Origin of the sequence: Azospirillum sp. TSO35-2 (assembly GCF_003116095.1) — a bacterium.
GTDB lineage: Bacteria > Pseudomonadota > Alphaproteobacteria > Azospirillales > Azospirillaceae > Azospirillum.
On the sequence record NZ_LGRA01000022.1, the window covers coordinates 563028 to 585806 of the forward strand.

23 protein-coding genes are annotated in these 22779 nt (G+C 68.5%); 7 read left to right on the forward strand and 16 right to left on the reverse strand.

All coding sequences use genetic code 11. The features are described from left to right. The first annotated feature begins 38 nt into the window (after positions 1-38). The 3 genes from TSO352_RS32440 (at position 39) to uxuA (ending at position 4240) form a co-directional block, all read left to right on the forward strand. A complete protein-coding gene (locus TSO352_RS32440) occupies positions 39-1397 on the forward strand; it encodes an MFS transporter (protein WP_109111484.1) in 1359 nt (452 codons plus the stop codon). An 84-nt stretch (positions 1398-1481) separates the two neighbouring features. Beyond that, positions 1482-2987 carry a mannitol dehydrogenase family protein gene (locus TSO352_RS32445; RefSeq protein WP_109111383.1) on the forward strand — a complete coding sequence of 502 codons (1506 nt, stop codon included), beginning with the start codon at positions 1482-1484 and terminating at the stop codon, positions 2985-2987. 59 nt (positions 2988-3046) lie between these two features. Then, a complete protein-coding gene (gene uxuA / locus TSO352_RS32450) occupies positions 3047-4240 on the forward strand; it encodes a mannonate dehydratase (protein WP_109111384.1) in 1194 nt (397 codons plus the stop codon). Positions 4241-4311: 71 nt separating this feature from the next. On the opposite strand, the gene TSO352_RS32455 is transcribed toward uxuA, so the two are convergent. After that, positions 4312-5193, reverse strand: a complete 882-nt coding sequence (locus TSO352_RS32455; protein WP_109111385.1) for an aldo/keto reductase family oxidoreductase — start codon at positions 5191-5193, stop codon at positions 4312-4314. Positions 5194-5285: 92 nt separating this feature from the next. Between TSO352_RS32455 and TSO352_RS32460 the strand changes: the two genes are divergently transcribed. Continuing rightward, a complete protein-coding gene (locus TSO352_RS32460) occupies positions 5286-6230 on the forward strand; it encodes a LysR family transcriptional regulator (RefSeq protein ID WP_109111386.1) in 945 nt (314 codons plus the stop codon). Here the strand turns inward: TSO352_RS32460 and TSO352_RS32465 are convergent. The 6 genes from TSO352_RS32465 to TSO352_RS32485 form a co-directional block, all read right to left on the reverse strand. Further along, complete coding sequence (locus TSO352_RS32465; protein ID WP_109111387.1) at positions 6215-7066, reverse strand: cell wall hydrolase; 852 nt, start codon at positions 7064-7066, stop codon at positions 6215-6217. The two genes, TSO352_RS32460 and TSO352_RS32465, sit on opposite strands and share 16 nt — an antisense overlap. A 262-nt stretch (positions 7067-7328) precedes the next feature. Next, positions 7329-7493 carry a hypothetical protein gene (locus TSO352_RS33360; RefSeq protein ID WP_158284647.1) on the reverse strand — a complete coding sequence of 55 codons (165 nt, stop codon included), beginning with the start codon at positions 7491-7493 and terminating at the stop codon, positions 7329-7331. Between the two features lie 110 nt (positions 7494-7603). Beyond that, the gene (locus tag TSO352_RS32470) at positions 7604-7810 is read right to left on the reverse strand and encodes a hypothetical protein (RefSeq protein ID WP_109111388.1); all 207 of its coding nucleotides are present in this window, start codon (positions 7808-7810) and stop codon (positions 7604-7606) included. A 326-nt stretch (positions 7811-8136) separates the two neighbouring features. Continuing rightward, positions 8137-9144 carry a glutathione S-transferase family protein gene (locus TSO352_RS32475; RefSeq protein WP_109111389.1) on the reverse strand — a complete coding sequence of 336 codons (1008 nt, stop codon included), beginning with the start codon at positions 9142-9144 and terminating at the stop codon, positions 8137-8139. Positions 9145-9238: 94 nt separating this feature from the next. Then, a complete protein-coding gene (locus tag TSO352_RS32480; protein ID WP_109111390.1) occupies positions 9239-9823 on the reverse strand; it encodes a YceI family protein in 585 nt (194 codons plus the stop codon). A gap of 49 nt (positions 9824-9872) precedes the next feature. Next, on the reverse strand, positions 9873-10712 hold the full coding sequence (locus tag TSO352_RS32485; protein WP_109111391.1) for a hypothetical protein: 840 nt from the start codon (positions 10710-10712) through the stop codon (positions 9873-9875). Positions 10713-10802: 90 nt separating this feature from the next. Here TSO352_RS32485 and TSO352_RS32490 point away from each other — a divergent pair, with 90 nt between their 5' ends. After that, a complete protein-coding gene (locus tag TSO352_RS32490) occupies positions 10803-11693 on the forward strand; it encodes a LysR family transcriptional regulator (protein ID WP_109111392.1) in 891 nt (296 codons plus the stop codon). Between the two features lie 19 nt (positions 11694-11712). Here the strand turns inward: TSO352_RS32490 and TSO352_RS32495 are convergent, their stop codons facing one another. The 9 genes from TSO352_RS32495 to TSO352_RS32535 form a co-directional block, all read right to left on the reverse strand. After that, the gene (locus TSO352_RS32495) at positions 11713-13098 is read right to left on the reverse strand and encodes an aromatic acid/H+ symport family MFS transporter (protein ID WP_199231809.1); all 1386 of its coding nucleotides are present in this window, start codon (positions 13096-13098) and stop codon (positions 11713-11715) included. 160 nt (positions 13099-13258) lie between these two features. Further along, a complete protein-coding gene (locus tag TSO352_RS32500) occupies positions 13259-14014 on the reverse strand; it encodes an SDR family oxidoreductase (protein ID WP_109111393.1) in 756 nt (251 codons plus the stop codon). Positions 14015-14038: 24 nt separating this feature from the next. Then, entirely contained in the window at positions 14039-14836 is a 798-nt protein-coding gene (locus tag TSO352_RS32505; RefSeq protein WP_109111394.1) for a 1,6-dihydroxycyclohexa-2,4-diene-1-carboxylate dehydrogenase, read from the reverse strand. Continuing rightward, entirely contained in the window at positions 14833-15873 is a 1041-nt protein-coding gene (gene benC, locus TSO352_RS32510; protein ID WP_109111395.1) for a benzoate 1,2-dioxygenase electron transfer component BenC, read from the reverse strand. Before benC ends, TSO352_RS32505 begins: the two co-directional genes overlap by 4 nt. Positions 15874-15976: 103 nt before the next feature. Beyond that, on the reverse strand, positions 15977-16468 hold the full coding sequence (gene benB / locus TSO352_RS32515) for a benzoate 1,2-dioxygenase small subunit (RefSeq protein ID WP_109111486.1): 492 nt from the start codon (positions 16466-16468) through the stop codon (positions 15977-15979). 11 nt (positions 16469-16479) lie between these two features. Beyond that, positions 16480-17844 carry a benzoate 1,2-dioxygenase large subunit gene (benA, locus tag TSO352_RS32520; RefSeq protein WP_109111396.1) on the reverse strand — a complete coding sequence of 455 codons (1365 nt, stop codon included), beginning with the start codon at positions 17842-17844 and terminating at the stop codon, positions 16480-16482. A 112-nt stretch (positions 17845-17956) separates the two neighbouring features. After that, positions 17957-18868 (reverse strand): catechol 1,2-dioxygenase, encoded by a 912-nt coding sequence (gene catA, locus TSO352_RS32525; protein WP_109111397.1) that lies wholly within the window; start codon positions 18866-18868, stop codon positions 17957-17959. A 58-nt stretch (positions 18869-18926) separates the two neighbouring features. Next, positions 18927-19217, reverse strand: a complete 291-nt coding sequence (gene catC, locus TSO352_RS32530) for a muconolactone Delta-isomerase (protein ID WP_109111398.1) — start codon at positions 19215-19217, stop codon at positions 18927-18929. 33 nt (positions 19218-19250) lie between these two features. Then, positions 19251-20372, reverse strand: a complete 1122-nt coding sequence (locus tag TSO352_RS32535; RefSeq protein WP_109111399.1) for a muconate/chloromuconate family cycloisomerase — start codon at positions 20370-20372, stop codon at positions 19251-19253. Positions 20373-20528: 156 nt separating this feature from the next. On the opposite strand from TSO352_RS32535, the gene TSO352_RS32540 reads away from it, so the two are divergent. Beyond that, a complete protein-coding gene (locus TSO352_RS32540; RefSeq protein WP_109111400.1) occupies positions 20529-21443 on the forward strand; it encodes a LysR family transcriptional regulator in 915 nt (304 codons plus the stop codon). A gap of 251 nt (positions 21444-21694) precedes the next feature. Beyond that, positions 21695-22732, forward strand: a complete 1038-nt coding sequence (locus tag TSO352_RS32545; protein WP_109111487.1) for a putative 2-aminoethylphosphonate ABC transporter substrate-binding protein — start codon at positions 21695-21697, stop codon at positions 22730-22732. Positions 22733-22779 lie beyond the last annotated feature (47 nt).

Below are 22779 nucleotides of genomic sequence, written 5' to 3' on the forward strand. Positions count from 1 at the left end.
CGGCGGAAAGCCGCTGCGTCATGGCGGGAGATATCAACATGAGCGATCAGATCGTAGCCGACGCGGCCGGGCGGCCGGCGGACGCGATACCGGCCCCCGGTGGTGTCGGGCACGCGGCGGCCAAGCTGAGCAAGACCATCGGTCGGTACCGGTGGACCATTTGCGCCCTGCTGTTCTTCTCGACGACCATCAACTACATGGACCGTCAGGTGCTTGGCCTGCTCAAGTCCACGCTGATGGGTGACCTGCACTGGACGGAGTCGGACTTCGGCGACATCGTCGCCGCCTTCTCGCTGTTCTACGCCTTCGGCTATGTCGGCGTCGGCCGCCTGATGGACAAGGTCGGCATCCGCTTCGGACTGCCGGCGGCGGTCGCGGGCTGGAGCTTCTTCGCCTGCATCCACGCCATGATGGGCAGCGTCCTTGGCTTCAAGATCGCCCGCGCCGGCCTCGGCCTGACCGAAGGCGGCAATTTCCCGGCCTCGATCAAAGCCATTTCCGAGTGGTTCCCCGCCAAGGAGCGGGCGCTCGCCACCGGCATCTTCAACGCCGGCAGCAACGTCGGCGCGGTCGCCGCACCGATCCTGGTGCCGATCCTGCTCGTCGCCTATGGCTGGGAGGTCGCCTTCCTCGTCACCGGCGGCATCGGCTTCCTGTGGTGCATCGTCTGGCTGCTGATGTACAAGAAGCCGGAAGAGCACCCGAAGGTGACGGCCGAAGAGCTGGCCTACATCCGCAGCGACCCGGTCGAGCCGCAGGTCCACATTCCCTGGCTGCAACTGCTGCGCTACCGCGGCACCTGGGCGAACATCGTCGGCACCTGCTTCTCGGCCCCGGTGTGGTGGTTCTACCTGAACTGGGTCCCCGGCTTCCTGTCCAAGCAATATGGCGTGAACCTGTTCGGTGCCATGCTGCCGCTGATCATCATCTACTGCATGGCCGACGTCGGCAGCATCGGTGGCGGCTGGCTGTCCTCGACCCTGATCAAGCGCGGCGTCAAGACCCTGCGCGCCCGCAAGATCACCTTCCTGATCTGTGGCCTGTGCGTCCTGCCGGTGTTCTTCGCGTCGCAGGTCTCCAACATGTGGGTGGCCGTCGTCCTGATCGGCATCGCCGCCTCGGCCCACCAGGGCTATTCGGCCAACGTCTACACCATCGTGTCGGACACCATGCCGCGCAACGCCATCGGTTCGGTGGTCGGCATCGGCGGCTTCTGCGCCTACTTCGTCGGCATGTTCGTGTCGATGGGCGTCGGCCGTCTGCTCGACGCGACCAACGGCAACTACCACGTGCTGTTCGCCATCGCCTCGGTGCTCTACCTCGTCGGCCTCCTGATCATGCACTTCATCCTGCCGAAGACCGGGTCGGGCAAGACCCCGGCCGGCATCGAAGTCTGACCCTTCCGCACCACGCTCCGGGGCGACGCCGCCCCGGAGCCTTATCACCAAACGGCGCGCCAGCCCCGCGCCCCGGAGCCCACCATGACCATGACCGCCACCATCGAGGCGGAGAGACTCTCCGACGCTTTGCTTGACCGCCTGCCCGCGTCGGTCGCCCGCCCCGCCTATGACCGGGCGGCGGTGACCCCCGGCATCGTCCATCTCGGCCTCGGCGCCTTCTGCCGCGCCCATCTCGCCACCTACACCGACGCGGTGCTGGCCGCCGGGGCGACCGACTGGGGCATCGTCGGCGTCGATCTGCTGTCGCCGGCGATCCGCGACGCGCTGAAGCCGCAGGACTGCCTGTACACCGTGCTGACCCGCGAAGACGGCCGCGACCAGGTCCAGGTCGTCGGGTCCTTCATCGACGCCATGGCGACCGCCGACCAGCGCGACGCGGTGATCGCGCTGATGGCCCGGCCGGAGATCCGGATCGTCACGCTGACGGTGACCGAGAAGGGCTATTGCCAGGACGCCGCCACCGGCGCGCTGGACGAGGCGCACCCGCTGATCCGCGCCGATCTGGCCGATCCGGCGCAGCCGCGCAGCGTTCCCGGCCTGCTGGTCGAGGCGATCCGCGCCCGTCGGGCCGCCGGCGTCCCGCCCTTCACCGTCCTGGTCTGCGACAACCTTGCCCAGAACGGCACCAAGGTGCGCGGCATCGTCATCCGCTTCGCCGAACTGCGCGATCCGGAACTGGCGGCTTACATCGCCGCGCAGGTCTCCTTCCCCTGCACCATGGTCGACCGCATCACGCCGGCGACGCAGGACGCCGACCGTCTCGCCGTCGACACGGCGCTGGGCTTCGAGGACCGCTGGCCGGTGGTGACCGAACCGTTCCGCCAGTGGGTGATCGAGGACCGCTTCCCGCTCGGCCGTCCGGCCTGGGAGACGGCGGGCGCGATCATCGTCGACGACGTCCATCCCTTCGAATTGATGAAGCTGCGCTGCCTCAACGGCGCCCATTCGCTGCTCGCCTACCTGTCGGTGGTCGCCGGCATCGGCACCGTCGCCGAGGCGATGGCCGACCCGCAACTGCCGGCGGTGGTGCGGCGGCTGTGGGCGGAGGATCTGATCCCCACCCTGCCGCCGGTGCCCGACACCGACATCCCTGCCTACACCCAGGCGCTGGAGGCGCGGTTCCGCAACCCCGGCATCCGTCACCGGACACTGCAAATCTCCTCCGACGGGTCGCAGAAGCTGCCGCCGCGCCTGCTGGAACCGGCCCGCGAGCGCATCGCCGCGGGGGTCCAGCCGACGGTGATCCCGCTGGCCGTCGCCGCCTGGATGCGCTTCCTGCTGGGCGAGGACGAGGCGGGCGCCGTCTACGCGGTGGCCGATCCGCTCGCCGGCGACCTCACCCGGATCGCGCAAGCGCACCGCGACGACAGCGCCGCGCTGGTCGACGCCCTGTTCGCCGTCGAGGACATCTTCGCGCCGGAACTGGCGGCCGATGCCGGCTTCCGCGCCGCGGTCGCCGCACAGCTCGACAGCCTGATGCACGTCGGCGTCCGCGCCACGCTAACGGCCTTCCTCGCACAACGCTGACCCTACATGGCACCGGCCGCCACGGCGGCCGGGCTCGCGGATTTCGAAAGGACAAGACAATGCAAGAGACTTGGCGCTGGTTCGGCCCCGACGATCCCGTCACCCTGGAAAACGCCCGGCAGGCCGGGGCCACCGGCATCGTCACCGCGCTCCATCACATGAATCAGGGGACCGTCTGGACCACCGAGGAGATCATGAAGCGCCGCCGCGAGGTCGAGGCCGCCGGGCTGACCTGGTCGGTGGTCGAGAGCATCGGCGTCGGCGAGGAGATCAAGACGCGGACCGGCAATTACCGGGAGAAGATCGACAACTACAAGCAGTCGATCCGCAACGTCGCCCGCGCCGGCATCCCGGTGATCTGCTACAACTTCATGGTCATCACCGACTGGAGCCGGACCAACCTGATGCACCGGCTGCCGAACGGCGGCTATGCGTTGCGCTACGACAGCATCGACTTCGCCGCCTACGACCTGTTCGTGCTGCGGCGGCGGAACGCGGAGAAGGACTATGACGCCGCCCGCATCGCCGCGGCCGAGGCGCGCTTCGCGACCAAGAGCGCGGCGGAGATCGCCGAGCTGGAGCGGGTGCTGATCGACTGGCTGCCGGCCCGCGACTTCGCCTATGACCGCCAGAGCTTCAAGGCGATGCTGGAGCTGTACCAGGACATCGGCACCGAGGAACTGCGCGCCAACCTGATCGAGTTCCTGCGCGAGATCACCCCGGTGGCGGAGGAGGAGGGTGTCCGCCTGTGCATCCATCCCGACGATCCGTCCTTCCCGATCTTCGGCCTGCCGCGCGTGATGTCGACCGCCGAGGACGTGCGGGCGCTGTTCGCCGGCGTGCCGCAGGAGGCCTGCGGCCTGACGCTGTGCACCGGCTCCTTCGGCTCCAATCCGAAGAACGATCTGGTGGCGATGGCCAAGGAGTTCGCGCCGCGCATCCACTTCGTCCATCTGCGCAACACCACCCACGAGCCGGACGGTTCCTTCTACGAGGCCGACCATCTCGGCGGCGACACCGACCTGATCGGCGTCGCCGCGGCGATGATCGCCGAGGAAGCGCGCCGGGCCGAAGCCGGGCGGGCCGATGCCCAGATCCCGATGCGGCCCGACCATGGCCATCTGCTGGGCGATGACGTCGGCAAGACGATGAACCCCGGCTATTCCTTCGTCGGCCGCCTGAAGGGGCTCGCCGAGCTGCGCGGGGTGATGCGGACGATCGAGGCTTTCCGCAACGGCCGGCTGGCCGCCTGACCCGCGGTGACGTTGGCCCTCCCCGACGAACCGTCGGGGAGGGGGCATGCGTTGTTGAAACGGCTGCCGGATCAGACGGATACCGGGTGTCCACCGATACCGTTCAAGGCCTCGACGGCATCGGCGGCCAGGGTCAGGGTTGCGGCGGCACGATTCTCCCGCAGATGCGCCACCGAGGACGTCCCCGGGATCAGCAGGATGTTGGGCGCGCGGTTCAACAGCCAAGCGAGCGCCACTTGCATCGGCGTCGCTCCCACCCGCCGGGCGACAGCGGACAGGATATCGGACTGGAGTGGCGTGAACCCGCCCAGCGGGAAGAACGGCACATAGGCGATCCCCTTGCCGGCAAGATCGTCGATCAGGGCATCGTCGGTTCGATGCGCGAGATTGTAGTGGTTCTGCACGCAGACGATCTCGCACATCCGGCGTCCCTCCTCGACTTGGCGGGGGGTGACGTTGCTCAGGCCGATGTGCCGCACCAGACCCTGCTGCTGGAGTTCGGCGAGCACGTTCAGTTCCGGCTCGATCGGCCCCTCGTCCGGACCATGGCCGTTGCCCCACACCCTGAGATTGACGACATCGAGGACGTCCAGGCCGAGGTTGCGCAGGTTGTCGTGCACGGCCTGCCGCAATTCAGCGGGAGAGGTCGCGGGCAGCCAGGAGGCGTCGTCGCCGCGCCGGGCGCCGATCTTGGTCACGATGACCAGATCGTCGGGATAGGGGGCGAGCGCCTCGCGGATCAGCCGGTTGGTGACGTGAGGGCCATAAAAGTCGCTGGTGTCGATGTGATTCACGCCCTGTGCCACCGCCTCGCGCAGCACCGCGATGGCCGCGGCGGGATCCTTCGGCGGCCCGAACACGCCGGGACCGGCGAGTTGCATGGCGCCGTAGCCGAGCCGTTTCACCAGCGTCCCGCCAAGGGTGAAGCCGCCGGACTGGTCGATGTCGGTCATCTCTGTCTCCTTCATGCCTCCACCAAACTAGGCGTTGCCAGCCCGTCCGATTAGTCCGCACAATACGCACGGCCTGTGCGGAATTACGAACAATGCAGCATGATCTGGGGGACCTGAACGCGTTCGTCGCGGTGGCGCGCGCCCGCGGCTTTCGCGAAGCCGCGCGTGCGAGCAATGCCAGCGCGTCCGCCTTGAGCGAGGCGGTGCGTCGGCTCGAAGCGCAGCTCGGCGTGCGGTTGCTCAACCGGACGACCCGCAGCGTGGTGCCGACGGAAGCGGGCGAACGGCTGCTGCTGCGGCTTGCACCCGCCTTGCGCGAGGTGGACGCGGCGCTCGACGTCGTGAACAGTTTCCGCGACCGGGTGGCGGGGACCCTCAGGCTCAACGTGCCGGTCAGCGTGGCGCGGCTGGTGCTGCCGACGATCCTGCCGCCGTTCCTGGCCGCTTATCCGGAAATCCGGGTGGAGGTGATCGCGGAGGACGGCTTCGTCGATGTGCTCGCCGCGGGGTGTGATGCCGGCATCCGCTACGACGAACGGCTGGAGCAGGACATGATCGCCGTCCCCATCGGCCCGCGCGAGCAGCGCTTCGCCACCGCGGCCGCGCCGTCCTATCTCGACGCCAGGGGACGTCCCGAACATCCGCGCGACCTGCTGGCACACGCCTGCCTGCGCGGGCGTTTTTCCAGCGGCGCCATGCCGATGTGGGAGTTCGAACGCGACGGCGAGGTGATGCGGCTGGACCCGTCCGGGCCGCTGCTGGTCAATCCTGGAGGCGCCATGGACCTCGCGATCGACGCCGCGGTCGCCGGTGTCGGGGTGATCCACCTGTTCGAAGGCTGGTTGCGGCCGCACCTCGACCGCGGTGCGCTGGAACCGGTGCTCGAACCGTGGTGGCAGCGGTTCTCCGGCCCCTTTCTCTATTACCCCGGACGGCGCCTTGTGCCGGCACCGCTGCGGGCGTTTCTCGACTTCATCCGGACGAGAGGCCAATCCGACCGGCAGGGGCCCCTTGCCACCCGTCATTCGCCGACCTGAGCCACCTGGGTGTCGGTCCGGTCGGTGCGGGACGGCGGGTAGCGGTAGAAGGTGTGTTCACCGATGGACGCGGTGCGCAGCCGCGCTTCCGCCCAATCCGGCTTCTGGCGCCGGAGCATGGCTTGCGCCGACGGGCTGTAGAACAGCGACGCGCGCGCGGTGGGGTCGGGCAGATCGTCGTCGTTCAGGTTCCAGGCGAGGCCGCGGGCGACGCGCAACGCGTCCCGGTCAGGGGCGAGGCGCGGCTTCGGCCAGGACGGCATGCCGCCCGCCCGGATCACCTGGGCCTGCCGGCGCAGTTCGGCAAGGAGTCGCCGCGCCTCGTCACGTGGACGTTCCGCACTGTCCGGCTGCTCGCGCGTTTTCTCGCGCCGCTTGGCCGATTTGGCGGGTTTCTGCTTCGTCTTCGCGTCCTCAGGCACGGCCGCGAAGGGCTCGAACTGGCCCGAGGCGACGACGACGCGGCAGGGCAGCGACGGCTGCGCCGCCGACGCGGAGCGGTTGGCGACCACCCACATGACGGCGGCCATGGCGTCGGCCCCTTCACCGCGCGCCTCCGCCCAGCCGGCCAGCGCCAGACAGCGGCGCTCGCGCTCGGCCTGCCACGCGGTCAGCATGTAGACGGAAGTCCCGATGACGACCGGTTGCCGTGCCGATTTCCGCTTCGGCAGGGCGCCCTTGGCGTCGCCGACGAAGCGGGCGCACCCGTCATCGCCGGGCGGGCAAACCGCACCGTCGGTATCGGGGTTCCGCGAGACCGGGCTGGCGCCCGAGGCTTGTGCGCCGGCGGGCAGCGTCGCCGTCGCAAGCACCAGGGCAAGAAGGACGTGGCGCATCCCGATCTCTCCGGCTGAAGCAAAGGGACTCCCTTCGACAGCGGGGACGGATGCCAAGTTCCCGAATTCGTCCACGTCTCTGGTGGCTTAAACCCGAGGGCGGAGGACGTAGGCCTTCCGGGTTTCCAAATGGGTTTCCGGCTGATCGACCAGCCTTTTCCGCCCGATGCGCCCATACGGACGGGCCGGAAAAACCGGCAGTGGTGTCCGGTTTCCAGCCCAGTCGGTCGAATGATGTCGCGCGTCGGGACAGCCGGCGGCCTCAGCCGTCCCGCTTGCCATCCTCCGGCGTGCCGCCCTCGCCGGTCCAGTCGTCGGTCAGATACTCCTGCGAGCGGCTGGTCTCCTCGACCTCCGCGCGGGATGGCGGCTTCGGCACCTGGGCCTGACCGGACTTGCGGTCTTCGGGTTCGGGCGTACGGGGCATCGGTTCCTCCTCGGTCCCCGGAGGACAGGGCCGGGGAGCAGGCTTGGAAAACAGGAGGGCACCCGTAACGTCACGCCCGGTCATCGGCCCCTTCGACCGGCACGTTGCCCTCAGTGGGAGGCGTCGGCCACCGTGACGGGAATGGTCTTCACCATCTCGAAGGCGACGGCGGCGCGGGTCTCGTCGGCGGCCAGGATGGCATCCGTGTTCACGTTGGCGAGAACGGCGACGATTGCGAACAGGATGACGCCGAAGACGAAGCGGGCAACGGCGAACTTGGCGGCGAAAACAGCGGATTCGTGGTCGAGCGGGTTCATGACGATCTTCCTTCAATTTCGGTGTGGAGTTCCGGCGGCCGATGTCGCGGCCTGTTGAAGAAGAGTTTGTCACAAACACGCTGCCGCAAAAGCGGAGACATCACATCCCTGCACTCGTCATTTCGCAACGCAGCATAGCGCTGCGAAAGACAAAGATCGGCGCTGTTGTTGTCGATGCAGCGCCGATCGCAGCGCTCTACAAGACTGTATCAGGGGTTTCGCAGCGCTATTACTGCAGGCCATCTGCAACCATTTAAACCATCTGGGTGCGCTTGCGTCAAATGACAATGGCCGGGGCAAGACAGATGCCCGCCGGCCCCTCCCATCTATGGCCCGACGTTCCGCCAAATGCCTTGTCCGGGGAGCCGATCCCGGTCGTGTGGGCGGTCGAGGTCCAGCGCCGGTCCCTTTGGCACGATCAGGGTCGGGTTGATCGCCGGGTTGATGTAGTAGCCGGCCTTGATGTGGTCGAGCCTCACGGTGTCCCGGATGCCGGGCCACTGGTAGAGTTCACGCAGGTAGTTCGCCAGATTCCGGTAGTCCTCGATCCGGCGCAGGTTGCATTTGAAGGCGCCGTGATAGGCGGTGTCGAAACGGACCAGCGTCACGAACAGGCGCCAGTCCGCCTCGGTCAGATGCTCGCCGACCAGATAGCGGCTGACCGCCAGTCGCTCCTCCAGCCGGTCGAGCGTGGCGAACAGGCTGTCGAAGGCCTCGTCGTAGCTGGCCTGCGACTTGGCGAAGCCGCAGCGGTACACACCGTTGTTGACGGCTGCGTAGATCAGGTCGTTCCAGGCGTCGATCCCGGCGCGCAACGGTGCCGGATAGAGGTCGAGGTCGTTGCCGGTCAGCCGATCGAAGGCGCTGTTGAGGATGCGGATGATGTCCGCCGACTCGTTGTTCACGATGCGGCGTTCCTGCCTGTCCCACAGCACCGGGACCGACACCTTGCCGGTGTAGGTCGGGTCGCTCGCCGTGTAGAGGTGCCAATGTTCCCGGAAGGGCGCCATGCCGTCGGCGGCGACCTGGGGGTCGGCGTAGACCCAGCCGTCCTCCCCGATCACCGGCTCGGCGACCGACACGCCGATCAGTCCCTCCAGCCCCTTCAGGGTGCGGACGATCAGGGTCCGCGACGCCCAGGGGCACAGGTAGGAGACGTAGAGGTGATAGCGGTTCGCCGCCGCGGGCAGGGTCGGCCGCCCGTCCGCGTCGGCACGGCCGTCCGGCGTGATCCAGGCACGGAACCGGGTGGGCTCGCGGTGGAAGGCGCCGCCCTTGATCTCGCTCGCGGCGATATCGCCCTTGACCCATTGGCCATTCACCAACTGCGGCATGACGCCTCCGGCACCGTGTTGAAGGACGGAAGGGACCGGCACAAGCCGGTCCCTGTGGGGTGCAACAGCCTGACGGCGAGGCTGTGCCTTCCGGTCAGGCCTTGACCGCCTCGGCTTCGATCAGCAGGTCGATCTCGTCGCTGATGTAGGGGGCGCCGTACTTCATGCCGAAGTCGGTGCGCTTGACCTTGCCGCGGGCGGAGAAGCCGACGGTCTCGAGCTTGCTGGCCGGGCTGACGCCGTCCTTGTTGAAGGTGACGTCCAGGACGATCGGCTTGGTGACGCCCAGCAGGGTCAGGTCGCCGTGGAGCTTGCCGGTGTTGGCGCCGGTCTTCTCGATCGCCGTGCTCTTGAAGGTCATCTTCGGGAATTCCTTCGCATTGAAGAAGTCCGGCGACTTCAGATGCTCGTCCCGCTTGGCGTGGTTGGTGTCGACGCTGGTGGTGTCGACGGTCACGGCCACCGTGCTCTTCTCGACCGCGTCCTTGTCGAACGACACGTCGCCCGAGGCCGTGTTGAAGCGGCCGATCAGGTTGGAGAAGCCCAGGTGGTTGACGATGAACGCCACGCTCAGGTGCGCCGGGTCGATCTTGTAGGCGACCGGGGCGGCCACCGCCGGGGTGAGGGCGCCGAAGGTGGCGGAGGCCAGGAGAGCGGCGGCGAACAGGGTCTTGGTCATGGAAGGAACTCCGGGGGGTAGGACAGAGAATGGGAATGAGGAAGGAGAGTCAGTAGGGCGAGGCTTCGCCGCCGCTCAGGGTGTAGGCGGCGCCGATGGCGACCAGCGCCGGAAGCACGGCGGCGACGGTGACGGCCGCCGCTCCGGCGGCTTGGCCGAAGCGGGTCGCCGGCACCGGCAGATAGCGGCGCACACGGTCGGCCAGCAGCGCCGGCAGGGCCAGAAGCAGGACGGTGGCCTGGGATTGCGTGAACAGCGCCAGAACGCCCGCCAGCAGAACGACGATGCCCAGGGCGGCCTGCCCGGACATGCCCCAGGCGTGGCGTTCGACCGGCCAGTTCCACAGAAGGAAGCCGCCGGCCGCCGCCGCCAGGGCGAGCGCCATCTGGGCGATCGACGCCGAGGAACCGATCAGCGCGATGCTGCCGACCGCCAGCGCCAGCGCCAGCAGCGAGGCCGCCGGAGCGGTCGGGCCGTCCGAGTGGCCAGGATGGCGGCCGAAGGCGACCCAGGCGCCGACGGCGAGCAGAACGAGCAGGGTCAGGATCTCGACGACGGATTCCAGGGCCGGAAGGCTGATCCAGACCAGGGAACCGGCAAGCCACGCCGCCAGGCAGACCGCCGCGGCCCGGCCCCTGGCGCCGATGACGTCGGCGGCAACGCCCAGAGCCAGTCCGGCCGCCGAGGCCCAGAACAGCTTGCCCATGCTGGACGGCGGCGGCAGCGCCGGAAGGCCGACCACCAGCGCGAACACGACAAGGAAGGTCGCCGCGATTCCGGCCACCGCCAGCGGGCGCTTGAGCCGGTGCAGAACGCCAACCATCAGCAGGCTGACCAGCAGCGGCAGCAGGCTGGATTGGACGAACGGGTCGTGCAGCAGGTCGGACATGCGGGTCGCCAGGGGTGGGTGATGCTTCCCGGCGACAGTAGGATGTGCTCCAATGAGCGTGAATTCACGACTTTTGCAGAAAGCGTCTGCATGAATGAGCGGGGTGACTGGGACGATCTGCGCTACCTTCTGGCGGTGGCGCGGCATGGCTCGCTGTCGTCGGCGGCGCGTGCGCTGGGCGTGAACCACAGCACGGTGCTGCGGCGGGTCACGGCGCTTGAAGAGACGATGGGCGTGCAGCTGTTCGACAAGCTTCCCGGCGGCTACGCGCTGACCGCCGCCGGCGACGAGATGCACCGCGTCGCCCTCAAGGTCGAGGAGGACCTCGCCACCGCGAACCGGCGGCTGTCCGGCCGCGACACGCAAATCCGCGGCAGCCTGCGCGTCACGACCGTCGACATCCTCACCCTGCACGTCCTGCCCCGGCACATCGCCGCCTTCCGGGAACGCCATCCCGACCTGCGGGTCGACCTGACGACGGCGGAGGCCTCCCTGAGCCTGACCCGGCGGGAAGCGGACGTGGCCATCCGATCGACCAACAGGCCGCCGGAGAACCTGATCGGCCGGGCCGTTTCCGGCCTCTCCTTCGCCGTCTATGGCGCCAAGGCCTACCTGGAGCGGCAGGCCGTGGACCGGCAGACGTGGGTCGGGCTGGACGAGTCGTTCGACCACACCAGCATGGGCCAATGGCTCAAGCGGACGGTTCCCGAGGCGAAGATCGGTTACCGGGTCAACTCGGTCGCGGCGGCGGTGGAGGCCGTCCGGGCGGGAGTCGGCCTCGGTCTCCTGCCCTGCGGGATGGTCGATCAGAACCCGGCCTTTCAGCGGCTCGGTGCTCCGGTCGCCGAGGTCGAGACGACGATCTGGCTGCTGACCCATGAGGATCTGCGGCACATGGGCCGGGTGCGCGCGTTCCTGGACTTCATGGCCGAGGCGTTCGCCCAGGAACGCGACCTTCTGGAGGGCCGGTGCGGCGGCTGAGCCGCCGGTCCCGGCGCCGTCAGTCGACGCTGCCCGCGGCCGGCAGCGGGCTGGCGAAGGAGGATGCCGGGGCGGCCGTCCGGTGGGCGGGCTGCGGGGCGAGCCGGCCTTTCACGACCATGAACAGCCCGGCCAGTATGACCGGAAGTCCGACGATGGCGAAGGCGGTCGGCAGGCCGAGTCCGCTGGACAGGATGGTCCCGCCGACCATGGAGCCGAGAACCGACCCGCTGCGCCCGACCGCGTTGGCCCAGGCCACGCCGGTCGCCCGGTTCGCCGTCGGGTAGAAGCCGGCGGCCAGCGCGTTCACCCCGACCTGCGACCCGGCCAGACAGAAGCCGGCGCCGAACACGGCGGCGGCGAGCAGGGCCGGGGAGGTGGTGGCGCTGCCGATCAGCGCGATGAACAGGGCGGCGGTCGCATAGGCGATGCCCAGCACCTTGTGCGGGTCGAGGCGGTCCATCAGCGCGCCGATCGCCAGCGCCCCGACCGTGCCGCCCAACTGCAGCATCATCGTCATCAGCGAGGCATCCTTCAGGGTCATGCCGGCGCTGCTGATCACCGTCGGCAGCCAGCTCGACAGCAGGTAGAAGACCAGCAGGCTCATGAAGAAGGTCAGCCACAGCAGCAGCGTGCCGGCGACCAGCCCCGGCTGGAACAGCTGCGCGACCGGCGAGCCCACCGGCCGGTGCACGCCGATGAAGCGCGCGCCGGCAAGGTCGGCCTCCGGCGCGATCCGCGTCAGGACGCGCGCCACCCGCTCCGCCGGGGCGTTGTGCAGGACCAGGAAGCGCACCGATTCCGGCAGGGCCAGCAGCAGGACCGGCAGCAGCAGCAACGGCGCCACGCCGCCCAGCAGCAGGACCGACGACCAGCCATAGTTCGCCACCAGCTGCGCCGCCGCCAGCCCGCCCAGCGCGGAGCCGAGCGTGAAGCCGCAGAACATCAGCGTGGTCAGGAAGGACCGGCGCTTGTCCGGGCAGAATTCCGAGGTCAGGGTGATGGCGTTCGGCATCGCTCCGCCCAGCCCCATGCCGGTCAGGAAGCGCAGCACGGTCAGCTCCGTGACGTTCGTCGCCCAGGCCGACGCCAGGCTGGTCAGTCCGAAGAACAGGACGGTGAGGACCAGCGCGCGCTTGCGTCCGATCCTGTCGGCCAAGGGACCGAAGACGAAGGCGCCGATCATCAGCCCGAACAGGCCGGCGCCGAACAGCGGCGCCAGCTGGGCCGGCGCCAGTTGCCATTCGGCGCGGAGCGCCGGGGCGATGAAACCGATCGCCGCCGTGTCGAAGCCGTCGATGGCGACGATCAGGAAACAGAGCGCGATCAAGGTGATCTGGAAACCGGACACCCGGTGGGCGTTGATGAAGTCCTGGACGTCGATGACGCGTGGTGTCGATGACACGGGCGTTCCTCCCTGTTGACGTGGTGGACGGAAAGGCTGCGGCGTTGCGCAGCAGGACCCATCCGCGCGCTCCCGCTGGGGAACGCGCGTTGCCGGTTGGGCTGGTGATGGGGTGGTTGACCGGGGTTGGTCCGCCGCCCCGGTGGGGGCGACGGTTTCCTCAGGTCGTTTGGCGGTGGATCTGGAAGCCGGCGAAGGACTGGCTGACCGGCATCAGCTCCAGGCGGTTCACGTTCAGATGCGGCGGCAGGTTCGCCACCCAATGCAGCGTGTCGGCGATGTCCTCGGCGGTCATCGGGTTGGCCCCGCGATAGACGGCGTCGGAGGCCCCCTGGTCGCCATGGGTCCGGACCAGGGTGAATTCGGTTTCCACCATGCCCGGTTCGATGCTGGTGACGCGCACGCCGGTGCCGTGCAGGTCCGACCGCAGCCCCAGCGAGAACTGCGTCACGAAGGCCTTGGTGCCGCCATAGACGTTGCCGCCGGCGTAGGGGTAGCGTCCGGCGACCGACCCGATGTTGATGACGATGCCGCGCCGCTCGATCAGCACCGGCAGCAGCCGGTGCGTGATGGTGACCAGACCGGTGATGTTGGTCGCGATCATCGTGCGCCAGTCATCGAGGTCCGCCTCGACCGCCGGCCGGGTGCCGAGCGCGAGGCCGGCGTTGTTGACCAGCGCGTCGATGCCGCGGAACGGCTCCGGCAGGGCGTTGAGCGCCGACTCCATGGCCGCGTCGTCGCGGATGTCGAAGATGGCGGCGTGCAGCCGGTCGGCCCCGAGTTCCGTCACCAGCCGTTCCAGCCGGTCGGCCCGGCGGCCGGTGACGACGACCCGCCAGCCGGCCGCGGCGAAGCGCCGGGCGGTCGCTTCGCCCAGGCCGGAGGTCGCTCCGGTGACGAGGATGGTCTTGTCCATGGTCTCTCCTTCCGTTGACGAGGGTCAGCCGATGCTGCCGCCGGCAACGAAACAGGTCTGGCCGGTGATGTATGACGCCTCGTCCGATGCGAAGAAGCAGATCGCCGCGGCGATTTCCTCCTGCGTGCCCATCCGGCCCATCATCGTGTCGCGCATGACCTGGTCGTAGGTTTCCCGCTGCCAGACCGCTTCCCGCTCGCTCAACGGCTTGGGATTGCGCGGGATGGCGCGGTCCCCGTTGTCGACGGCGCCGGGAGAGACCGCATTGACCCGGACGCCCTTGTCGGCCAGTTCCATCGCCATGCAGGTGGTCATCGCGTGCACGCCGCCTTTCGCGGCGGAGTAGGGGACGCGATGGATGCCGCGGGTGGCGTTGCTGCCGACGTTGACGATGCTGCCGTGCCCTTGCGCGATCATCACCGGGATCACCGCCCGGCAGGACCACAAGGTCGGCCAGAGCGAGCGGCCGATCTCCTTGACCATCTCCTCCTCCCGGTATTCCCAGAAGGGCTTCATCCAGATGGTGCCGCCGACGTTGTGCACGGAGATGTCGATGCGCCCGAAGGCCTCGACCGCCGCATCGGCCATCGCCTGCGCACCGGCGTAGGTCTCCAGATCGGCGGCGAGCGCCAGCGCCGATGCGCCCTGGCCGGTCAGCTCCTCCGCCACCCGATGCACCAGATCGGCGCGATCGACCAGCAGGAGCCGTGCCCCCTCGCGGGCGGCGCGGGCGGCCACCGCCCGCCCGATGCCCTGGGCAGCGCCGGTGACGATCATCACCCGGCCGTCGAAACGTCCGGCCGCCGTCCGATGCGCGGTCATCGGCCGTTCCCTTCGCTGGCGGCGAACTTCTCGTAATGGAAGCTGGCCGGGGTGATTCCGCTGTCGCGGAAGTGGGTGCGCACCGCCTCCACCATCGGCGGCGGGCCGCAGAGATAGACGTCGACATCGCCGCCGTTCAGATGCTCCGGCCGCAGATGGTGGGTGACGTAGCCCTTGAGCGGATGGCGGCTGTCCGGGTCGGCGACGCAGGTCGCCACGGTGAGGCCCGGGATGCGCTCCGCGTAGCGGTGGAGCGTGTCCACCTCGACGAGATCGCAGTCCTGCGTGACGCCGTAGACGAGATGGATCGGTTGCGGCGGCATGGCCGGCGCACCGTTCCCGCCGGTGGCGGCGATGCGGCCCAGCATGGACAGGAAGGGCGCCAGCCCGGTTCCGCCGGCCAGCATCAGCACCGGCCGCCTGATTTCGCGCAGATAGAAGCTGCCGAGCGGCCCGGTCAGGGTCAGCCGGTCGCCGGGCTTGGCCCGCCCGGTCAGATAGCCGCTCATCAGCCCGCCCGGCACGTTGCGGATCAGGAAGGTCGCAAGCTCCGCCCCGGGCGGCGAACTGAAGGAATAGGACCGTGTCTCCCCGGTGCCGGGCACGCCGATGTTGACGTATTGCCCGGGCAGGAAGGACAGGCGCGAGGCCCCATCCAGCGCCAGCGCAAGGGCGATGCCGCTGTCGGACAGCCGCTCGACCGACACCACCTCCGCCGCGACAGCCATCGCCTTCGTCTTGCACACATCCGACGAGGCGGCGATGCGCAGGACGATGTCCGACGCCGGGCGCATCTGGCAGGTCAGGCAATAGCCCTCCTCCGCCTCCGCGTCGGTCAGCGCATCCTCGATGTAGGAGCCGCCGTCGTAGCGTCCGGCTTCGCAGAAGCTCTTGCAGGTGCCGCAGGCGCCGTCGCGGCAATCGAGCGGGATGTTGATGCCCTGGCGGTAGGCGGCGTCGGCCACCGTCTCGCCGGGGTTGGCCTCGACGAAGCGGGTCAGCCCGTCCTCGAAGGTCAGCGCGATGTGAAAGCTCATGGGTCGTCTCCCCCCGCCCCGGAGGCGGCGTGTCGACGCGCCGGGCCGGTTGTGTGCCAGTCCGGGATGATCGTCGCCGGCTGGCTGACCGGATGGCGGGCGATCAGATGTGGTAGATGTCGATGACGTGGTGGATGTAGTCGTTCTTCAGCACCACCGTCTTCTCGGTGATCAGCGGCGTCTCGCCCGACACATCCAGCGTGTAGAAGGACGTGCCGAAATAGGTGTCGGTCGTCTTGTAACGGAAGCTCAGCGTGAACCAGTTGAAGCGGAGCTTGCAGGAACCGCCGGACCGTTCCAGGACTTCCAGGTTGCTGATGTTGTGGGAGGTGCGCGGCTCCGGCAGGCTGGTGGCGCTCGACCGTTCCGTCTTGATGCGGAACACGCGATCCTCCAGGCCGCCGCGGTTGCCGTAGTAGATCAGGGAGATCTCGCGCTGCGGATCGGTGGTCAGGGCGCCATCGTCATCCCAGGCCGGCATCCAGAACACCGCCTCCGGCGCGTAGAGCCGCAGCCAGTCGTCCCACTGCTTTTCATCGAGCAGGCGGGCCTCGTGGTGGAGGAAGGCCTGCAGAGCCTCAAAGGTGATGGTCATGCGGTCCTCCCTCAGGCCGGCGTCTTCGTCGCGGCGGGCGCCGTGCCGGCCGCTGCGGCGCGGCGCATGGTGTCGAGCCAATGCTGGTGCTGGACGACGAACAGCCCTTCGTCCTCGGTGCGCACGCCGCTCATCAGCGGGTGCAGGTCGATGGCCTTGGCCGCATCGTCGGCGCCGTCCACCCAATGGAGCGCACCGCGCGACAGGTCGTTCCACGGCGCGGCGCTGCCGAGATAACCGGTCTGGCAGGAGCGGAACTCCTCCAGGTCGTCGGGGGTGGCCATGCCGCTGGCGTTGAAGAAATCCTCGTACTGCCGGATGCGGCGGGCACGGGCCTCCGCGCTCTCGTTCTTCGGCGCGATGCAGTAGATCGTGACCTCGGTCTTGTCGACGGACAGTGGCCGGTAGGTGCGGATCTGCGAGCTGAACTGGTCCATCAGGTAGACGTTGGGGTACAGGCACAGGTTGCGCGAGTTGCCGATCATCCAGTCGGCCCGCGCCGCGCCATACTGCGCCGCCAGCTCGTCGCGGCGCTCGTACAGCGGGCGATCCTCCGGATTGGCCCAGCGGCTCCACAGCAGCAGATGCCCGTTCTCGAAGGAATAGAACCCGCCGCCCTGCTTGGCCCAGCTTCCGGCGTCCATCGCACGCACGCTGTCGCCCGACGCTGCCGTCTTGCGGTGGTTGGTGGTCGCCGCATAGTTCCAGTGCACGGCGGTGACGTGGTAGCCGTCGGCGCCGTTCTCGGTCTGCAGCTTCCAGTTTCCGTCATAGATGTAGGTGGAGGAACCGCGCAGGACCTCCAGCCCGTCCGGCGACTGGTCGACGATCATGTCGATGATCTTGGCCGCTTCGCCCAGATGCTCGGTCAGCGGGGCCACATCGGGGTTCAGGCTGCCGAACAGGAATCCGCGGTAGGATTCGAAGCGGGCGATCCGGCTCAGGTTGTGCGATCCGTCCCGGTTGAAGGCGTCCGGGTAACCGGCGGACTCCGGGTCCTTCACCTTCAGGAGCTTGCCGGAATTGTTGAACGTCCAGCCATGGAACGGGCAGGTGTAGGTCGCCTTGTTGCCGCGCTTGTGCCGGCACAGCATCGCGCCGCGATGGCTGCAGGCGTTGACGAAGGCGTTGAGTTCGTTGTCCCTGTTGCGGGCGATGACGATCGGCTGCCGACCCATGAAGGTCGTGAAATAGTCGTTCTTGTTGGGAATCTGGCTTTCGTGGGCGAGATAGATCCAGTTCCCCTCGAAGATATGCTTCATCTCCAGTTCGAACAGCGCGGGATCGGTGAAGATGTCGCGCCGGCAGCGGTAAATTCCGCGGTCCTTGTCCTCGACGACAGCGTCGTCCAGCCGCGCCATGAGATCGACGGTCATGACGTGATCCTCCAGAAAATCGGGCGGAAACCGGCGCGGCCAGGGTTGGCAGCCATCGATGTTGCGGCTGCGGGCCGCGCCGGAATCCCGTGGGTGGGCGGTTGGACCCGGCTCAGGCCGCGGCGCGCGGCCGCTCGCCCAGCGTGCCGGGGATGCTGTCCACCGCGGCCGGCAGAGTGAAGTCGAAGGTGATGGTGGCGAAGGGCCGGTTCACGCCCATGTCGTGCAGCGCCGCCGGCTCGGTGTGGTGCGCGACGTCGGGGATCAGGCCGTCCCGGGTGGCGAAGGCGAAGTCGTCGTGGACGTAGGGATCGTCCTTGATGTTGATCTGGGTCGTCAGGGTCCGATAGCCGGGGGCCGAGACGAAGAAGTGGATGTGCGCCGGACGATGGCCGTGGCGGCCCAGCAGGGTCAGCAGCGTCTGGGTCGGACCGTCGGGCGGGCAGCTGTAGCCCGACGGCATGATGCTGCGGAACCGGTAGCGCCCCTCGGCGTCGGCGATGATGGTGCGGCGCAGGTTGAAGGCGCTCTGCGACGGGTCGAAGTAGGAGTAGTTGCCGCGGCTGTTGGCGTGCCAGACCTCGACCTGGGCGCCGGGGATCGGGTTGCCGCGGCTGTCGAGCACCCGGCCGTCCATGAACAGGATCTCGCCGTCGTCGGTGTCGTCGTCCAGCCGTGCCTCGCCCTGGCAGACCGGGGCGCCGGCCACATAGAGCGGGCCTTCGATGGTGCGCGGGGTGCCGCCTTCCATTCCGGCGGCGCGTTCCTTCTCATCCTGGCGCAGGTCGAGGAAATGCTCGACGCCCAGACCCGGCACCAGCAACCCGATCTCGTTGGACTTGCCGAGTTCGGTGACGTAGCTGCAGGCCGCCCAGAACTCCTCCGGCGTGACGTCCATCTCGTCGATCAGCACGAAGAGGTCGAACAGCATGCGGTCGACGACGGCCTTCACCCGCTCGTTGGCCGGGCCGCTCCGGGTGCCGGAAATGCGCTTGGCGAAATCCTGGATCTGGGTCTTGTTCATCGTTTTCTCCCTAGAGCTTGGTTATGGGTGCCTTGGTGGTCGGTGGGCGGCGGCCGGTTCAGCGGTCGTCGTCGCGGATCGACGAGGGGTGGCGGCACAGGGCGGTGACCGTCATCGCCATGTAGGGGAAGAGCGGCAGCGAGGTGAGCAGCGCGTGGAGTTCGTCGGCGCTCTCGACGTCGAAGATGCTGACGTTGGCGTAGCGGCCGGCGACGCGCCACAGGTGCCGCCACTTGCCCTCGCGCTGCATCTGCTGGGCGCGCTCGCGCTCGACCCGCTTCAGCTCGTCCGCGTGCTCGGGCGCCATGTCGGGCGGCAGGCGGACATCCATTTCGACCTGGAACAGCATCGGTCTTGCCTCGATCACAAAGGGGGAAGGGGGTTACCGGCGGTCACGCCGGAAGAAGGCGACGCGGTCCTCGTCCAGCGCGATGCCGAGACCGGGCCGGTTCGGCACCTGCAGGGCGAAGTCGGCGTAGGCGAGCGGCTCGCTCAGGATCTCCTCGGTCAGGAGCAGGGGACCGAAAAGCTCCGTGCCCCAGGCGAGCCTGGGGAAGGTCGCGAAGAGATGGGCGGAGGCGATCGTCCCGATCCCGGCCTCCAGCATCGTGCCGCCGTACAGGCCGATGCCGGCGGCGTCGGCGATGGCGCCGACACGGCCCGCCGCGTGCAGGCCGCCGGACTGGGCGATCTTCACCGCGAAGACATCCGCCGCGGCCTCGGCGGCGAGGGCGAAGGCGTCCTCCGGGCCGCGCAGGCTCTCGTCGGCCATGATCGGCACGATGAAGCGCGCGGCCAGCCGCGCCAGCGCGGCCCGGTTGCCACGGGCGATCGGCTGTTCGACCAGATCGACGCCGGCATCCTCCAGCATGGCGATGCCGCGCGACGCGCCGGCCTCGTCCCAGGCCTGGTTGACGTCGACGCGCACGCTGGCGCGGTCGCCGAGCGCCCGCTTGATCGCGGCGACGTGGGCAACGTCGTCGGCCACGTCGCGCTTGCCGATCTTCAGCTTGAAGATGTCGTGACGGCGCAGCGCCAGCATCCGCTCGGCCTCGTCGATGTCCTTTGCGGTGTTGCCGCTGGCGAGCGTCCAGGCGACGGGCAGCGCGTCACGGTGACGGCCCCCCAGCAGTTCCGACACCGGCAGGCCGAGGCGCTTGCCCATGGCGTCCAGCAGCGCGGTTTCCACCGCCGACTTGGCGAAGTGGTTGCCGACCACCAGCTTGCCGACCAGCGCCATGGTCGCGGAAACCCGCGTGGCGTCGGCGTTGCGCAGGACCGGGGCGATGTAGGTGTCGATCGCCAGCTTGATACCTTCCGGGGATTCGTCGCCATAGCTCAGGCCCCCGATGGTGGTGCCCTCGCCGATGCCGGTGACCCCGTCGGAGCAGCGGATGCGCACCACGACGACCGTCTGCCGGTTCATGGTCGTCATGGAAAGAACATGCGGCCGGATGGTCGGCAGATCGATTAGAAATGTCTCGATGGCATCGATTTTCGTCATTCCGCGACGGTCCTCAGAAGAACTTTGTTGCCCAATCAAGCTATCGGTTGCCAAGAGCGATGTGAAAGATCAATTTGGTCTCGAACGATACCCGGCGGGTATTCTGCTGGGGCGGTGCAGCCGTCCGGTGCCGCCGAGCCGCGGAGGAGACCGGCCTTGGAACTACGCCACCTGCGCTATTTCATCACGGTCGTGAGCGAGCGGAACTTCACGCGCGCGGCCGAGCGGCTGCACATGGCGCAGCCGCCGCTGAGCCGGCAAATCCAGCAATTGGAGGAGGAGCTTGGCCTGCAGCTCATCGAGCGGAGCAGCCGTCCCTTGCGCCTGACCGAAGCCGGTCGGCTGATCTACGAGCAGGCGGTCCAGGTGCTGGAGCGGGTGGACGACATCAAGGCGCTGGCCCGTCGCCTGCGCCACGCCGAGCACAGCCGCTTCACCATCGGTTTCGTGGCCTCGACCCTCTACGGCTGGCTGCCGGAGATGATCCGCCACTACCGCTCGATCCGCCCGAACGTCGAGGTGTCGCTGGTGGAGCTGACGACGGTCGAGCAGGTCGCGGCCCTGAAAGAGGGGCGCATCGACGCCGGCTTCGGCCGCATCCCCCTGGAGGATGCCGCCATCACGCGGACGCTGTTGCGGTACGAATCGATCATCGCCGCCATCCCCACGGGCCACGCGCTGCTGGAACGGGACGCGCCGCTGCGCCTCGACGAGCTGACGGCCACAACGCTGGTCGTCTATCCAAAGACGCCGCGGCCGAGCTTTGCCGACCAGGTGCTCGCGCTCTACCGCTCCCAGGGGCTGAAACCGGCGGCGGTCCTGGAGGTGCGGGACGTTCAAACCGCGTTGGGTCTGGTGGCCGCCGACGTCGGCATCAGCTTGGTGACGGCGTCCGTGCAGCATCTGCGCCGCGACAAGGTCGAGTACCGGCCGCTCGACGATGCGCAAGCCGTATCGCCGCTGTTCATGAGCCATCGCGTCAACGACATGTCGCCGGAAATCGCCATTCTGCTCGACGCCATCCGGCAGGTTTACCGCGTCAACCACGTGAAGAACGAACTTGGCGTCTGATCCGGACGCCTCCCTCGACCGCGCCGGGCCTCGCTTTCCCGGGAAACCGGGGCCGTCCGGGGGGCATGGGCATCACCCGCCATGGCGGCGTCGTCCATGGAGAGTCACCAAAGCTTAACGGGAGCGGACGGCCGCTTCGGCGTAGAGAATTTTCCCGTGCCGGGGCGGTGGCGAAAGGCCGCCCTCCCGGGACGGACGCGCTGTTCCAGGACGCCCCTTCACACTGCCCTTTGGACCACGGGAGCACCATGATGATCCGCCGCACCATTCTGCTGGGCACTAGCGCGCTGGCGCTGCTCGCCGCCGTTCCGGCCGCCTCTCCGGCCGGGGCTGCCACCCGCCTGACCGTCTACACCGCGCTGGAGAACGAGCAGCTCGCCCCCTACAAGAAGGCTTTCGAGGCCGACAACCCCGGCGTCGAGATCGAGTGGGTGCGCGATTCGACCGGCGTCGTCACCGCCAAGCTGCTGGCCGAGAAGGACAACCCCAAGGCCGACGTGGTGTGGGGCCTCGCCGCCTCCAGCCTGATGATCCTGGACGCCCAGGGCATGCTGATGCCCTACCAGCCGAAGGGCGCCGGCGACCTCAAGGCCGGCTTCCGCGACGCCAAGACCCCGCCGGCCTGGGTCGGCATGGACGCCTGGATGGCCGCCATCTGCTTCAACACGGTGGAAGCCGAGAAGAAGAAGCTGCCGAAGCCGACCTCCTGGGCCGACCTGCTGAAGCCGGAATACAAGGGCCAGATCGTCATGCCGAACCCGGCCTCGTCGGGCACCGGCTTCCTCGCCGTGTCGGGCTGGCTGCAGACCATGGGCGCCGACCAGGGCTGGGGCTACATGGACAGGCTGAACGACAACGTCGCGCTCTACACCCATTCGGGGTCCAAGCCCTGCAAGATGGCGGCGGCCGGCGAATACCCGATCGGCATCTCCATCGAATACACCGGCGCCCAGCAGAAGACCAAGGGCGCGCCGATCGACGTGATCCTGGCCTCCGAAGGGGTGGGCTGGGAGATGGAGGCGACGGCCATCGTCAAGGGCACCCGCAACGCCGAGGCGGCGAAGGCCCTGGCCGATTGGGCGGCCAGCCGCAAGGCGAACGAGCAGTATGTGAACTTCTATCAGGTCACGGCTCATCCCGGCGTCACCAAGGAGACGCCGAACTATCCGAAGAACGCGGAAGCGGCGATGAACAGGACCAACGACTTCGCCTGGGCCGCGGCCAACCGCGACCGCATCCTGGCGGATTGGGAAAAGCGTTACGGCGCCAAGTCCGAGCCGAAAAGCTGACGCCGATCCCTCGGGCGGGCGCCGCACGGGCCCGCCCGGCCTTTCCG

What these genes read in the sequence shown, in the direction of transcription:
- TSO352_RS32505 (WP_109111394.1), bottom strand. Translation starts at nt 14,836, where the DNA reads ATGACCGCGCATCGGACGGCGGCCGGACGTTTCGACGGCCGGGTGATG.
- TSO352_RS32465 (WP_109111387.1), bottom strand. Translation starts at nt 7,066, where the DNA reads ATGCGCCACGTCCTTCTTGCCCTGGTGCTTGCGACGGCGACGCTGCCC.
- TSO352_RS32490 (WP_109111392.1), top strand. Translation starts at nt 10,803, where the DNA reads ATGAATGAGCGGGGTGACTGGGACGATCTGCGCTACCTTCTGGCGGTG.
- benA (WP_109111396.1), bottom strand. Translation starts at nt 17,844, where the DNA reads ATGACCGTCGATCTCATGGCGCGGCTGGACGACGCTGTCGTCGAGGAC.
- TSO352_RS32480 (WP_109111390.1), bottom strand. Translation starts at nt 9,823, where the DNA reads ATGACCAAGACCCTGTTCGCCGCCGCTCTCCTGGCCTCCGCCACCTTC.
- TSO352_RS33360 (WP_158284647.1), bottom strand. Translation starts at nt 7,493, where the DNA reads ATGCCCCGTACGCCCGAACCCGAAGACCGCAAGTCCGGTCAGGCCCAG.
- benC (WP_109111395.1), bottom strand. Translation starts at nt 15,873, where the DNA reads ATGAGCTTTCACATCGCGCTGACCTTCGAGGACGGGCTGACCCGCTTC.
- benB (WP_109111486.1), bottom strand. Translation starts at nt 16,468, where the DNA reads ATGACCATCACCTTTGAGGCTCTGCAGGCCTTCCTCCACCACGAGGCC.
- uxuA (WP_109111384.1), top strand. Translation starts at nt 3,047, where the DNA reads ATGCAAGAGACTTGGCGCTGGTTCGGCCCCGACGATCCCGTCACCCTG.
- TSO352_RS32460 (WP_109111386.1), top strand. Translation starts at nt 5,286, where the DNA reads ATGCAGCATGATCTGGGGGACCTGAACGCGTTCGTCGCGGTGGCGCGC.
- TSO352_RS32455 (WP_109111385.1), bottom strand. Translation starts at nt 5,193, where the DNA reads ATGACCGACATCGACCAGTCCGGCGGCTTCACCCTTGGCGGGACGCTG.
- TSO352_RS32445 (WP_109111383.1), top strand. Translation starts at nt 1,482, where the DNA reads ATGACCATGACCGCCACCATCGAGGCGGAGAGACTCTCCGACGCTTTG.
- TSO352_RS32535 (WP_109111399.1), bottom strand. Translation starts at nt 20,372, where the DNA reads ATGACGAAAATCGATGCCATCGAGACATTTCTAATCGATCTGCCGACC.
- catA (WP_109111397.1), bottom strand. Translation starts at nt 18,868, where the DNA reads ATGAACAAGACCCAGATCCAGGATTTCGCCAAGCGCATTTCCGGCACC.
- catC (WP_109111398.1), bottom strand. Translation starts at nt 19,217, where the DNA reads ATGCTGTTCCAGGTCGAAATGGATGTCCGCCTGCCGCCCGACATGGCG.
- TSO352_RS32545 (WP_109111487.1), top strand. Translation starts at nt 21,695, where the DNA reads ATGATCCGCCGCACCATTCTGCTGGGCACTAGCGCGCTGGCGCTGCTC.
- TSO352_RS32485 (WP_109111391.1), bottom strand. Translation starts at nt 10,712, where the DNA reads ATGTCCGACCTGCTGCACGACCCGTTCGTCCAATCCAGCCTGCTGCCG.
- TSO352_RS32440 (WP_109111484.1), top strand. Translation starts at nt 39, where the DNA reads ATGAGCGATCAGATCGTAGCCGACGCGGCCGGGCGGCCGGCGGACGCG.
- TSO352_RS32470 (WP_109111388.1), bottom strand. Translation starts at nt 7,810, where the DNA reads ATGAACCCGCTCGACCACGAATCCGCTGTTTTCGCCGCCAAGTTCGCC.
- TSO352_RS32500 (WP_109111393.1), bottom strand. Translation starts at nt 14,014, where the DNA reads ATGGACAAGACCATCCTCGTCACCGGAGCGACCTCCGGCCTGGGCGAA.
- TSO352_RS32475 (WP_109111389.1), bottom strand. Translation starts at nt 9,144, where the DNA reads ATGCCGCAGTTGGTGAATGGCCAATGGGTCAAGGGCGATATCGCCGCG.